The sequence below is a fragment of the Thermoactinomyces intermedius genome, from assembly GCF_013912365.1.
Taxonomy (GTDB): domain Bacteria; phylum Bacillota; class Bacilli; order Thermoactinomycetales; family Thermoactinomycetaceae; genus Thermoactinomyces; species Thermoactinomyces intermedius.
This window is the reverse complement of record NZ_JACETT010000009.1, coordinates 34705-47677: the sequence shown is the minus strand read 5'-3', so window position 1 is coordinate 47677 and position 12973 is coordinate 34705. Positions and strand designations below refer to the sequence as shown.

The following is a 12973-nucleotide window of genomic DNA, read 5'->3' as shown; positions in this document are numbered from 1 at the left end:
TGTATTTTGGAGGTGATTCACTTGGCTGATGTAATTATTGTCGGAGCCGGACCCTGCGGAATTTCTGCCGCCATTGAACTGAAGAAGGAAGGATTTGATCCGCTCATCATCGAAAAAGGGTGTCTGGTGAATTCCATTTATCATTATCCGTTATCCATGACTTTTTTCAGTTCCGCTGACAATCTGGAAATCGGGGGAATTCCTTTTACCACCATAAATGAAAAACCGACCCGCGCGGAGGCGTTGGCTTATTACCGGACCGTGGCCAGACATTTTGAGTTGAATATCCATACTTATGAAGAAGTTTTGGACATTGAAAAGAACGGGGATGCATTTGTGGTCCGAACCCGAAAAAGAGGAGAACAACATCGTTACGAGGCGAAAGCGGTGGTGTTGGCCACAGGCTATTATGACAATCCCCGGCAGATGGGAATCCCGGGTGAAGAATTGCCGCATGTTCATCATTATTTTCATGATGCCCATCCCTATGCCGATCAAAAAGCGGTTGTCATCGGAGGCCGCAATTCAGCGATTGATGTGGCCTTGGAGCTCTACCATACCGGAGCCAAGGTGACCATGGTTTACCGCCAAAAAGCTTTTCACGACAGCGTGAAAGCCTGGGTGCGTCCGGTGATTGAAAATGCGATTGAAAAGAAACGCATTGAGATGTTCTGGGAATCGGAAGTGGAAGAAATTTTGCCGAATTCCGTGGTGATTCGAAAAAACGGGGAGAAAATGGCCATTCCGGCCGATGTGGTGTTTGCGATGACCGGATACCGGCCTGATCTCACTTTGTTGAAAAGATTGGGCGGGGAAGTGGATCCGAAAACCGGGGTTCCCGTTTTATCTGAAGCGATGGAATCAACGGTGCCCGGATTTTATCTGGCCGGGGTGGTCACAACCGGTCATGATTCCACCAAAATCTTTATTGAAAACGGAAGACACCATGGACGGTTTATTGCCGGGGATCTGAAGAAGAAATTCAAAGCGTGATGAGGAATGTGTGGTGGTTTCAAGAGGGAGGCCCCTCCGCTTTCCTTTTGAAACCACGATACGGTCTCTTTTACATTTGAAAGTAAGACTCCAGTTTTTTGGGATCGGTTGTCTGTTGAAGGGCCAGCATCAGTTTGATCCGTGCTTTGGGCCCGTTGATCCCGTTGCAGAACAAAAGCCCCATCTCTTTTAATTGTTTTCCGCCCCCTTCATATTCATAAGTGTCGAGCACCACTCCGTTAAAACACCGGGAAACCAGCACGACCGGCATGTTGCGGGAAAGTGCTTTACGGATTCCGGGCAACATCATGGGAGGAAGGTTGCCTTGTCCCAATGCTTCAATGACCAGCCCGTCCATATTTTGCTCAATCGCCCACTCGATCATGGAGCTGTCCATTCCGGAAACCGCCTTGATGAGGGCGACTTGATGAGAAGGGGGATTTAACGGCAGTTGTTTTTCACTGACTGCTTGCCGTTGGAATAAAATTTCTTTTTTGGTGATCATGCCAAGGGGGCCCAATCCCGGGGATTGAAATGTTGCAACATTGCTGGTGTGCGTTTTGGTCACTGTTTTGGGGGAATGGATTTCGTCATTAAACACCACAAGGGTCCCCATGCCTTTGGCTTTTTTGTCTGAGGCGACGCGAACGGCGTTGACCAAATTGTACGGGCCGTCGGCGCCCAGTTCGTTTTGGCTTCGCATCGCACCCGTGATGACAACCGGCTTATCCTGAGGAAGGACCAAACTCAAGAAGTATGCGGTTTCTTCCAGGGTATCTGTTCCGTGGGTGATGACGACTCCCGCCACGTCATTTTGTTCCAGGAAGTGTTTGGCCCGCCCGGCGATTTGCGCCATGATGGCCGGTGTGATATGAGGGCTGGGCAGATTCAGGAAATGGTCCATTTCCACTTTTGCATATTTGTTCAATAACGGCAGCGTGTCCTGTAATGCTGCCGGATCTTCCGGTTTGACGCCTTCCGTCTCGTCGGATTGAGACATGGCGATGGTTCCTCCGGTTGTGATCACAACCACTTTTTGATCCAAGCGGTTCACATCCTTTCCATCCGTCCGTGTTTGCGGCTTGCACCAAATCTATCGTATGGAATCCAGTATTCCCTGTCAATAATAGGATTATCAAGTGGTTTGGATGGTGAAAGAATGAAGGAAAACGAAAGATACATGGTCAGAATTCAATGCAATCAATGTGGCGAACGGTTTATTTTAAAAGGCAGGATGAAAAAGGGGCAAGTGCAGACAGGATTTAAGAAATGTTTGTGCGATAATGATTCGGATTTTGAAATTGATTATACTTCATTGGATGACAAATAAAGAACCGGTTGAAAAAAGAGAGCGCGGATGGCTCTCTTTTCTTATTGCATAAATCACCGGCCGGCCGCTCAAACTACGGAAAGAAATGAAAAGCGGAGGAAGAAACGGTGAAAAGGTTTGTATCCATCGGTGTTTGGTTTTGTTTGATCTTGATGATGGTCTGTACGGTTTCTGCAGACCGGGGGCAGGTTCATGCGGTAAACGCCGGAAAAGCAAGCGGAGGATTCAGTGAAAATGAAATCCGGCTGATGAGCCAGGCGGTTTACGGTGAAGCGCGTGGCGAGCCTTATATCGGACAGGTTGCCATCGCCGCGGTCATTTTAAACCGCTTGGAAAGTGAAAGTTTTCCCGATACCGTCTCCGGAATCATTTTTCAACCGGGGGCTTTTACCGCCGTGGCGGATGGACAGATTTGGATGGAACCGGATGAAACAGCCCGCAAAGCGGTGATGGATGCCATAAACGGATGGGATCCGGCGGAAGGGGCGGTGTATTATTTCAACCCGGAAACCGCCACCTCCAAATGGATCTGGTCCCGTCCGCAAAAAAAGAAAATCGGAAAACATATTTTCTGTGGTTAAAGGAGATGTGATCTCATGTACAAAAGAGTGGCGGCCATTTTGTTTCCGATCACGTTGGTGGCCCTGGTGGGGACTGCAGCATGGGGATATCAGGAATATCAAGACAAAAATGCCGTTTTGATTAAAGCGGAAAACTCCTATCAACGGGCTTTCCATGATTTGAACGAGAATTTGGACCGTCTGCACGGGGAATTGGGAAAGTCGCTGGCAATGAAATCACCCAAGCAGTTGGCAACTTCGATGACCAATGTGTGGAGACTGGCTTATGCGGCACAAAGTGATATCGGACAATTGCCGCTGACGTTGGTTCCTTTTGACCAGGCCGAAAAATATTTGGCAAAAGTGGGCCGCTTTGCCTATCATGTCGGGATTCGCGATTTTAACAAGGAACCTTTGAGTGAAAAAGAATGGAACACACTGCAAGAACTTTATAATCAATCACAAAATATCACTCATGAGCTGCAAAATGTGCAACATAAAGTTTTGGACAACAACTTGCGCTGGATGGATGTGGAACTGGCCATCGCCACCGAAGACAAGAAAATGGACAGCACCATCATTGACGGCTTTAAGTTGGTGAACCAGAAAGTGAAAGAGTTCCCGGAAGTGGATTGGGGCCCCGCTGTGAATAATATGGAAATCCGGGAGAGAGAACGGGCCAATCAGATTTCCGGTAAAAAGATCTCGCCGCAAGAGGCAAGGAGAATTGTGGCAAAAGCCTTTGGCAAAAAAACAACCAAAGGCATGCAAGTGGCGAAAAACAAAAACGGGGATTTTGAGACATACAGTGTCCGTTACAAGGGAGCCGGCGACACCGAGGTTTACACGGAAATGACCACCAAAGGAGGCCATCTGGTATGGATGGTGTTTGACCGGCCGGTGAAAAAGAAACAAATTTCTTCTGAGCAAGCTCTGAGAAAAGCGGAACAGTTTTTGGAACGGATCGGTTATCCGGACATGGAACCGGTTTCCTATGATGAAACGGCCAACATTTTGTCTTATACGTTTGTCCGCCGGCTGAACGGAGTGATGATATATCCGCAAACCCTCGCCGTCAAAGTGGCATTGGACAACGGGGAAATCATGGGGCTGCAGGCTGATGAATATGTGTTTAATCAATTCAAAGTGGCCGATACCAAACCGGAATTGACGGTGGAAGAGGCCCGGAAAAAACTGAGTCCGCATTTGAAAGTGCAGAAGAACGGGCTTGCGGTGATTTATAACCAAAACGGGCAACCGGTGTTGTGTCATGAGTTTTTGGGCACTATCAAAGACAATCAGTACCGCGTCTTCTTAAATGCCAAAACCGGCGAGGAAGAGTACGTGGAGCGGATTGAAAAAGCCGATGCCGATCAGATTTAATTTTTTGTTTAAACTTTTAAATGGGCCGATATAATAAGATCGGCTCATTTAATTGTTTTCATTGCAACTATGACTAAATTATGTTATTCTTTAAACAGGTTTCCTTTATTGTGATGCGCGATGTCATTCGCTCGAATTTCATGTTTTTACTTAAAAAGGAAATACATAGTTGATATGATCAGGTAGCAGTTGCGTTTTAGTTTGTCGAGAGGAATTTACTTGAATCGAATAAAGTATTTCCAATCGAGCAGGCTACGCCTGCTCTTATCATTTTCATCCCGATTTTCAGGGAGGATTTACAGAATCAATGAGTAGGATTTCAGTGGCAATTGACGGTCCGGCAGGTGCCGGAAAAAGCACAGTGGCGCGCCGAGTGGCAAAGCGCCTTGGAATAACCTATGTGGATACAGGAGCCATGTATCGGGCAATTGCATGGAAAGCGCTTCAGAACAAGATTGATCCGGAAAATGAGGAAGCAATCACTCAGCTTGCGGAATCGGTTCAAATCGATCTGCATCCGGATGGAATCCGTGTCGACGGACGGCTCTTAAAAGATGAACTTCGCACTTCCGAAGTGTCGCAACTTGCGTCAAACATTGCAAAAATGCCCGGGGTTCGCCGCATCCTGGTGAACATCCAGCAACGGATCGCCGAAGGCCGGAGCGTTGTGATGGACGGGCGGGATATCGGATCGCATGTGTTGCCGCATGCCGATGTAAAAGTGTTTTTGACAGCGTCCATTGAAGAAAGGGCCATGCGTCGATACCGGGAAATGAAAGCCAAAGGGATCGATGTGGATTTCGAACAATTGAAAGCGGAACTGGCAAAACGGGATGAAAACGACCGCACGAGGGAAATCGCCCCGTTAAAAAAGGCAGAGGATGCGGTGTTGGTGGATACGACGGGTTGCCCGGTTCCGGAAGTTGTCGAAAAGATCCTTCAACTTTGTCGTAACAAAATAAACGATGAGGAGTAAGATATGTTATACCGTGTTTCACGTGCCATTGTTCGATTTTTGATGGCTTTGCTCTATCCCTTCAAGTCCGAAGGGGAAGGGCATATTCCCAAAGAGGGGCCTGTGGTCTTATGTTCCAATCATATAAGTAATTTGGATCCGCCTTTGGTGGGGATCACCACGACGCGTCAAGTTTATTTTATGGCCAAGGAGGAGCTGTTTCGCATTCCGGTTTTAAACAGTGTCATCCGCCGTTTCGGGGCTTTTCCCGTCAAACGCGGAGCCGGGGATTTGAAATCGCTGAAAACGGCCATTCAACTCCTTAAAAACGGGAAAGTCGTGGGGATTTTTCCGGAGGGGACCCGCTCCAAATCAGGCGAGCTGTTGGATTTTCATGTGGGTGCCGCATTGGTCGCCCTGAAGGGAAAAGCACCCATTGTGCCGGTAAACATCACCGGACCTTACCGGTTGTTTCGTCCGGTCAAGATTACCTATGGTCCCCCCATTGACATCACGCCGTATTTACAGGAAAAAGCAAACATGAAAACGGCGAAACAATTGACGGAACGGGTGATGGAAGAAATCCGTTCGATGCAAAATGAAAACAGGGAATGAAGATCATCGAAAAGGTGAGGAAACTCAGAAACTCACCTTTTCAAATCTGATCTTTCTTTTATAAAAAACAGTTTTGATTGCGTCTGGCAATGATGAGGAGGGCTCGTGATGGCAGAAGAGATGAAATCTGAGTTGGCTGAAGTTCAAAATTTAGAAGTGGGCGATGTTGTAACAGGCAAAGTCGTGAAAGTGGAAGACAATCAAGCATTGGTTGATACAGGTTATAAATTCGAATCCATTTTACCCATTTCCGAATTGTCCAGTTTGCATGTGGATAAAGTTTCTGATGTCTTGTCGGAAGGGGACGAAGTCACGGTCAAAGTGCTTCGTATTAAAGAAGACGAAGGAAAATTGATTGTTTCCAAAAAAGAAGTCGATGCCGAAAAAGCGTGGGCTGAGTTGCAACAAAAATTTGAAACAGGCGAAACGCTGACGGCAAAGGTTCATGACATCGTCAAAGGCGGCTTGGTTGTGGATGTGGGCGTGCGCGGTTTTATTCCGGCTTCCCATGTTGAACAACACTTTGTCGAAGATTTTTCCGATTACAAGGGTCGTGAACTGACCTTAAAAGTGGTGGAATTGGATCCGGAGAAAAACAAATTGATTTTGTCCCATAAGGCCGTATTGGAAGAAGAACAAGAACGCCGCAAAAAAGAACGCTTGAGCCAGCTGGAAGAAGGACAAGTGCTGGAAGGAACCGTACAACGTTTAACCGACTTCGGAGCATTTGTGGATATTGGCGGTGTGGACGGTCTGGTTCATGTATCCGAAATCGCCTGGCACCGCGTGGAGCATCCGGCCGATGTGCTGAAGGAAGGCGACAAGGTGCAGGTGAAAGTCCTGAAAGTCAACCAGGAAGAAGAAAGAATCAGCCTCAGCATTAAAGAAACCCTGGAAAGCCCTTGGGAAAAAGTGGCCAAAGAAATCAGCGCCGGGGACATTGTGAAAGGGAAAGTGAAACGCCTTGTCTCGTTTGGTGCGTTTGTTGAAGTATACCCGGGAGTGGAAGGATTGGTTCATGTTTCCCAAATCTCCCACCGCCATGTGGAAACTCCGGCGGATGTTTTGGAAGAAGGACAAGAAGTGGAAGTCAAAGTGCTCGATATCCTTCCGGATCAAAAACGGATCAGCTTGAGCATGAAAGAAGTGGAACCGAAAGAGCCGAAAAAAGAAGTAAAAGAAAAAGAAGAGAACAAATTGCAACAATCCTCCGGTTTGAATGTGACCTTGGGGGATGTTTATCCGGAATTGCGCAACTTAAAATAAAAACACAGGATGTTTGAAACCAGCCAACTTTTGGCTGGTTTTTATATGCTTAAGAAAAGTTTTTTCTACAAAAAATATATAAAAAGATTTAGAAAGAAGGTGAACAGGATTGCGGCCTTCCTTTGCTCGTGGAGCTTGTTGATTTTATATGGCACCGGATGGTTGTCCCATTGGATGGAAGCGTTTGAATCGACCCGGGCTAACATCCAATGGGTGTTGTGGACCCTGTCTTTGCTCAGTTTATGTCAACCGTGGAGGGTTCATGAGCATTTGTATATCCATCCCGCGTGGATTGGTTTTCTTCTCATCTTTATTTATTGCGGCGGCAAATTTTCTCCGGACATCCTAATGACTTTACTCAGCAGTTCCTTTTGTGCAGGCACCCTGTTCCTTTTGGGGCATGAATGGCTCCATGCCCATGCTGATTGGACTTATCCACCTTTTCGAATCTTGTTGCTTTCGGGCGTGATTCTGCTTTCGCTTTTGATTTCTCCCCGCCTGCCGGAGCGGATCTGGTTTGCAGGGATGAGTTTGATGGCCTTGGAGATTTGGATTCAGTATTTTCATCAGGATGGATTCGCCCCGGTCGTTTTGGGGTCAAATGTTTTTATGGATGTGTTATGGCTGTCTTTGACCGGCATTTTGTTCGCGCATATTTTGGAAAATCATTTTCGTTCACGGATATCCAAAAAACGCCTGTCTCTGTCAAAGCTTTGAAAGAACATCAAAACCGGATGAGAAGAGCTTGCCTTCAAAAATATTTATCGATAAGATTAGGTATGTCTTAATATATAAAGATTGGAAAATGGAAAAGCGAGGATTTTGTATGAGTTTACCTGTTGTTGCGATCGTTGGAAGGCCCAATGTGGGCAAATCGACCATCTTCAACCGCTTGGCGGGAGAGCGGATTGCGATTGTGGAAGACCAGCCGGGAATCACCCGTGACCGGATTTACTCCCGCACGGAATGGAATGGTCGCGAGTTTCATCTGATTGATACAGGCGGAATTGAATTTGATGAAAAAGACGGGATCCTTAAACATATTCGAAATCAGGCCGAACTGGCGATTGAAGAAGCTGATGTGATTATCTTCGTCACGGATGGGCGCCAAGGAATCACCGCAACGGATGAAGAAGTTTCCCGTTGGTTGCACCGGTCCAAAAAACCGGTGGTTTTGATGGTGAATAAAATCGATGATGTCAAACATATTGAAGGCGTGTACGAGTTTTACCGGTTGGGATTTGAACATGTGATCCCGGTCTCTTCGATTCATGGCACGGGAACCGGGGACATGCTGGATACCGTTGTTTCCCTTTTTCCGGAAAAAGAGGAAGAAGAGTATGACGAGGACACCATCCGGGTGGCGCTCATCGGCCGGCCCAATGTGGGAAAATCATCCCTCGTCAATGCCATTTTGGGAGAAGAGCGGGTGATTGTGAGCCCGGAAGCCGGAACCACCCGTGATGCGGTGGACACGCCTTTCGAGTATGACGGGCAGTCGTATGTGCTGATTGATACCGCGGGGATCCGCAAACGCGGAAAAGTTTATGAGTCCGTGGAGAAATACAGTGTCATCCGGGCGATGCGGGCGATTGAGCGTTCCGATGTTTGCTTGATTGTCATTGATGGCGAACGGGGAATTGCAGAACAGGACAAAAAAATTGCCGGGTTTGCACATGAAGCGGGAAGAGCGGCCATTTTCATCGTCAACAAGTGGGATGCGGTTGAAAAAGACGAAAAAACGATGCATAAGTTTGAGCAAAAAATTCGTGATTCATTCCAGTTTATGCACTATGCCCCCATCCTGTTTGTTTCTGCCAAAACAGGCAAACGGATTCAAAAGATTTTGCCAACCGTGAGTGAAGTGGCGGAACAGCATGCGATGCGCATCCCCACCTCGGTTTTAAACCAAGTGATTCAAGATGCGATGGCAACGACACCGCCTCCTTCCGACCGGGGACGCCGCTTCCGGGTTCACTACATTACGCAGGTTGCCGTGAAACCGCCGACGATTGTGTTTTTTGTCAACGACCCGGAGATCGCTCATTTCAGTTATCTCCGATATTTGGAAAATCAATTGCGACAGGCATTTCCTTTCCATGGCACGCCTCTTAAAATAAAATTAAGGAAGAAAAGTTGATAATCACAAGCAGGGAGAGAGAGGAGAATATGTTGTTCAGTTGGGGGATATCCTTATTGATCTCCTATTTGCTGGGGTCGATCAGTTTCAGTTATTTGTTTACACGCTGGTTAAAAGGCGTGGATATCCGGGAATATGGAAGCGGGAATGCCGGGGCAACGAACACGTTGCGTGTTCTTGGCGCAGGACCTGCGGCAGCCGTCTTTGTCCTGGATGCCGTCAAAGGAGTGGCGGCGGTGGGGCTGGGTCACTGGTTGTCTCACGGAGACCCGGTATGGATGGTTGTATGCGGGATTGCGGCCATTGTTGGCCATAACTGGCCGGTGTTTCTTCGTTTTCGGGGAGGAAAAGGGATCGCCACCATGGTCGGGGTGACAGCCACCTGTTTTTTTGGCGCCACCCTTGTTTCCGGGATTTTGGCGATTTTGTTTATTGTCATTACTCGTTATGTTTCATTGGGGTCGCTGGTTTTGGCCCTCTTTATCCCCGTCATGATGTGGATCCTGGATTATTCCGGGATCTTGATCGGGCTGATGCTGGTTATCACGGTGATGTCCGTTTGGCGCCACCGGGTGAACATTCGTAATTTGATTCGCGGAAAAGAACGGAAGATCTCATTCAGAGGAGAGAAGGCATGAAACAACGAATAGCAGTGCTGGGTGCAGGAAGTTGGGGAAGCGCTCTTGCATCGGTTCTTGTGGAAAATGGCCATGATGTGAAGATCTGGGCCCGCAGGGATGAGCAGACAGAGGAAATCAACCGGTCTCACACCAATGAAAAATATTTGCCGGGGGTGAAACTTCCGGAATCGCTTTTTGCGTCCTCTTCGCTGGCTGAGTGCCTGAAGGAGCGGGACATCGTCGTTTTTGTGGTGCCTTCGCACACCATGAGGGAAGTGGCCAAGAAAGTGAAGCCGTACCTGCCTCCGGATGCCCTCGTTGTGCATGCGACAAAAGGTTTCGAATTGGATACGTGGAAGCGAATGTCGGAAGTTTTGCTGGAAGAGCTGGGCGGATCGTACCAAAGCCGGCTGGTCGTATTATCCGGTCCCAGCCATGCGGAAGAAGTGATCCGGAAGTGTCCGACTGCCGTTGTCGTGGCATCCTCCGGGTTGCCGGCAGCGGAAAAGGTTCAAACCTTGTTCATGAACCATTATTTTCGCGTCTACACCAATCCGGACGTGGTGGGCGTTGAAGTGGGCGGGGCGCTGAAAAACGTGATCGCTCTCGCTTCCGGCTTGGCAGACGGGCTTCAATTCGGCGATAATGCCAAAGCCGCCCTGATGACCCGCGGATTGGCCGAAATTGCCCGTTTGGGTTCCGCGATGGGAGCCGAGCCCATTACCTTTGCCGGCCTCGCCGGGGTCGGGGATTTGTTTGTGACTTGCACCAGCAAGCACAGCCGGAATTTCCGGGCAGGCAATATGCTGAGCCAAGGCAAAAAGTTGGATGAGGTTCTGAAGGAGATGGGAATGGTTGTCGAAGGGGTGAAAACCACCCGTGCCGCCCATGCTTTAAAGAAGCGTTACAACGTGGAAATGCCCATCAATGAACAACTGTATTTGGTGCTTTTTGAAAACAAAGAACCAAGACAAGCCGTCAAAGAATTGATGGAGCGCGGACGGACAAAAGAACTGGAAGAAATCGTCCAAGGTTGGTAAAATGATATTTGGGCTTTTTCCCTGTTGCAAGCTTTTCGGTGATTTCATACTCTGTAATAGCTTCAACCAATATCCACAAAACTTGAGCACTGATACAAGGACAGGGAATCAGATTGGTCAGGAGAAGCAGGGTACAAGAAACAGGGGTAATGCCTGATAAGCATTACCCCTGTTTTCGTTTGATTTGCGAATAAGAAGAAGTGGAAGCGGTTTTGGGACGGAACATTTGTGCAATCATTCTTTGAATCCATGGAGATTGTAACAGTTCAAGAATCTGGCCGATGCTGATGGATGAAAAAAGGGATGGCGGATCCGCTTTTTTTTCGTCCTGCCACTCGATGACCGGGATCTCTTCTTCCTCGGGCATTGTGGGGGCGTGTTCCCGGTCCGGCGGGGGGAGCATGGGAAAAGTGCGTGATGACGGAAGTGCTTGCCGGGCGGATCTCATCTGATTGGTCAATTCGAAGATTTTGTATGCCGATTCCATGATGCTTTCAAGCTTTTGGATAGACTTGCTCAAATCTTGGATGGTTGAACGCAAGGTCATGAATCCGCTCAGAACTTTTGCGATATGATCGGATGTCATGGGAGGCAGCGGTTCCGGTTTTGCTCTGCCGGGCGGTTGAACCGGTTTTGCCGGGGAAGTCACTTTTTTTCTTCTCTTTTTGCGAGAAGCATTTGGCCGATTTCGTTGGTTACTCATGTTGGCTTCCTCCATTTCAGGCTGATGTCCATTTATCTTATGCACAGGGCAGGCGAATGAATTGAGGCAGATGTCCTGTGATCCCCTGGGCCGGTGCGGATTTCACCCGTCCCGGTGAAAACGAAAAAGGAAGTGTGGAAAGATTGGACTTAATGATTGTTTTGTTTTTATTGGTGCTGATCAATATTTTGGTGGCCGTCGGACGGCAACAAAAAAAGGCCTGGGTGAGCATGATTTTTTCAACCGTATCCTTCTTGCTCCTGTTGGTGGTTCTGCTCTTTGTGATACGAATGTTTATGTGAGGAGGGATGGTTTTGCGGTTCAAAAAATGGTTACCCGGGATGTTCAGCCTTGTTCTGCTTCTTGCGGCCGGTTGTATGTATCCGGAAGAGGAACGGATGCAACTCGACCGGCTTCCGGAACAAGTGGCGCAGGTGCAGGGGGCGGTCGATGCATATTACCGGGAAAACCGGGTTTTGCCGTATAAGTATACAGAAGAGGATGAAAAATTAACGACCAAGTACAAGGTGAACTTTGAAGAGTTGAAAGGGATTTTGGGGAATATCCCGCCATCGGCATTTGAAAAGGGCGGATATTTTTTGTTTGTTCTGGTCGATGTGGAAAAGGATCCCAAGGTCCGCTTGTTTGACCTTCGCGTCAATGATGCGGTCATGAAAGTCCAAGCCGAAGTGAACGGCTATGTGAAACAACACCATTCTTTACCGGTCAAAGAGAAAATAAGCGGGCCATTTTACACCGTTGATTTTCAAAAACTGCGTATGGATCCCGTCGAGGTGCCCAGCCCTTATTCCGGGGAGAACCTGCCTTTGGTGGTCGACGGGCAAGGAAAAGTATTTCTCGATTACCGGGCAGAAGTGATGAAAAAATGGCAAAATGCGAAAGAAAAACCGGATGAAAAGACAGATTTGCGCCTGTGGTTGTCCGAAGACGCAATTTTTGTCCCCGCATTTTCCCCGCAGATCCAAATGGAGGGGAACGAACCCCGGTTGTTGCCGGTGGAGGAGGAAAACCACAGCAAAAAATGAATAACTGTTTTTTCTTTGAATAAGGATGAAAACAAGCGGAAGAACATTGGGCCCGAGGAGTGAAGTCCCATGGAACTGCTTTTGCTTCACCTTTTGGCGATCCCGTCGGTTTTCTTGTTGGGAAGGTTGTCGGGGTCTGTGAAAATATCCGCATTCCGGACGAAAGTAACCTCTTCCCGTCACAAAGACCGCTTGTCATCCCGTTCATCTTAGAGCTTCTTGCAAAAAGAGAGCTCTATTTTTTTACCTGAAGAATCATATTGGTGCAAAGCATTCATATATTAGTAGTGTCCAAGGAAGGTTCCGGAGGGAGGGGTTGCCT

At 48.0% G+C, this 12973-nt stretch carries 14 protein-coding genes and 1 pseudogene; 13 read left to right on the top strand and 2 right to left on the bottom strand.

Annotated elements, in window-relative coordinates:
• Positions 1 to 12: 12 nt before the first annotated feature.
• Positions 13 to 993 (top strand): YpdA family putative bacillithiol disulfide reductase, encoded by a 981-nt coding sequence (locus H1R82_RS02890; protein WP_309544778.1) that lies wholly within the window; start codon positions 13 to 15, stop codon positions 991 to 993.
• A gap of 70 nt (positions 994 to 1063) precedes the next feature.
• On the opposite strand, the gene H1R82_RS02885 is transcribed toward H1R82_RS02890, so the two are convergent.
• Positions 1064 to 2047 carry an asparaginase gene (locus H1R82_RS02885; RefSeq protein ID WP_309544777.1) on the bottom strand — a complete coding sequence of 328 codons (984 nt, stop codon included), beginning with the start codon at positions 2045 to 2047 and terminating at the stop codon, positions 1064 to 1066.
• A 494-nt stretch (positions 2048 to 2541) separates the two neighbouring features.
• On the opposite strand from H1R82_RS02885, the pseudogene H1R82_RS02880 reads away from it, so the two are divergent.
• The 9 genes and pseudogenes from H1R82_RS02880 to H1R82_RS02840 form a co-directional block, all read left to right on the top strand.
• A pseudogene (locus tag H1R82_RS02880) lies at positions 2542 to 2904 on the top strand (cell wall hydrolase); the annotation flags it as partial.
• Between the two features lie 15 nt (positions 2905 to 2919).
• Positions 2920 to 4266, top strand: a complete 1347-nt coding sequence (gene ypeB / locus H1R82_RS02875) for a germination protein YpeB (RefSeq protein WP_181732047.1) — start codon at positions 2920 to 2922, stop codon at positions 4264 to 4266.
• 307 nt (positions 4267 to 4573) lie between these two features.
• Positions 4574 to 5242, top strand: coding sequence for a (d)CMP kinase (gene cmk, locus H1R82_RS02870; RefSeq protein ID WP_181732048.1), 669 nt, complete (start codon positions 4574 to 4576; stop codon positions 5240 to 5242).
• 3 nt (positions 5243 to 5245) lie between these two features.
• Positions 5246 to 5836: a lysophospholipid acyltransferase family protein gene (locus H1R82_RS02865; protein ID WP_181732049.1), complete on the top strand. Its 591-nt coding sequence runs from the start codon at positions 5246 to 5248 to the stop codon at positions 5834 to 5836.
• 108 nt (positions 5837 to 5944) lie between these two features.
• Positions 5945 to 7102 (top strand): 30S ribosomal protein S1, encoded by a 1158-nt coding sequence (rpsA, locus tag H1R82_RS02860; RefSeq protein ID WP_181732050.1) that lies wholly within the window; start codon positions 5945 to 5947, stop codon positions 7100 to 7102.
• 99 nt (positions 7103 to 7201) lie between these two features.
• The gene (locus H1R82_RS02855; protein ID WP_181732051.1) at positions 7202 to 7819 is read left to right on the top strand and encodes a hypothetical protein; all 618 of its coding nucleotides are present in this window, start codon (positions 7202 to 7204) and stop codon (positions 7817 to 7819) included.
• Positions 7820 to 7928: 109 nt separating this feature from the next.
• Positions 7929 to 9242: a ribosome biogenesis GTPase Der gene (gene der / locus H1R82_RS02850; protein WP_181732052.1), complete on the top strand. Its 1314-nt coding sequence runs from the start codon at positions 7929 to 7931 to the stop codon at positions 9240 to 9242.
• Positions 9243 to 9271: 29 nt separating this feature from the next.
• Positions 9272 to 9880, top strand: a complete 609-nt coding sequence (gene plsY / locus H1R82_RS02845) for a glycerol-3-phosphate 1-O-acyltransferase PlsY (RefSeq protein WP_181732053.1) — start codon at positions 9272 to 9274, stop codon at positions 9878 to 9880.
• Positions 9877 to 10902: an NAD(P)H-dependent glycerol-3-phosphate dehydrogenase gene (locus tag H1R82_RS02840; RefSeq protein ID WP_181732054.1), complete on the top strand. Its 1026-nt coding sequence runs from the start codon at positions 9877 to 9879 to the stop codon at positions 10900 to 10902. Before plsY ends, H1R82_RS02840 begins: the two co-directional genes overlap by 4 nt.
• Before the next feature lie 163 nt (positions 10903 to 11065).
• On the opposite strand, the gene H1R82_RS02835 is transcribed toward H1R82_RS02840, so the two are convergent.
• Positions 11066 to 11605 (bottom strand): hypothetical protein, encoded by a 540-nt coding sequence (locus H1R82_RS02835; RefSeq protein ID WP_181732055.1) that lies wholly within the window; start codon positions 11603 to 11605, stop codon positions 11066 to 11068.
• A gap of 77 nt (positions 11606 to 11682) precedes the next feature.
• Between H1R82_RS02835 and H1R82_RS02830 the strand changes: the two genes are divergently transcribed.
• From H1R82_RS02830 to H1R82_RS02820, 3 genes are all read left to right on the top strand, one after another.
• Positions 11683 to 11907, top strand: coding sequence for a hypothetical protein (locus H1R82_RS02830; RefSeq protein ID WP_181732056.1), 225 nt, complete (start codon positions 11683 to 11685; stop codon positions 11905 to 11907).
• Positions 11908 to 11919: 12 nt separating this feature from the next.
• On the top strand, positions 11920 to 12651 hold the full coding sequence (locus H1R82_RS02825; RefSeq protein WP_181732057.1) for a YphF family lipoprotein: 732 nt from the start codon (positions 11920 to 11922) through the stop codon (positions 12649 to 12651).
• 69 nt (positions 12652 to 12720) lie between these two features.
• Complete coding sequence (locus H1R82_RS02820) at positions 12721 to 12864, top strand: hypothetical protein (RefSeq protein WP_156097728.1); 144 nt, start codon at positions 12721 to 12723, stop codon at positions 12862 to 12864.
• Positions 12865 to 12973 lie beyond the last annotated feature (109 nt).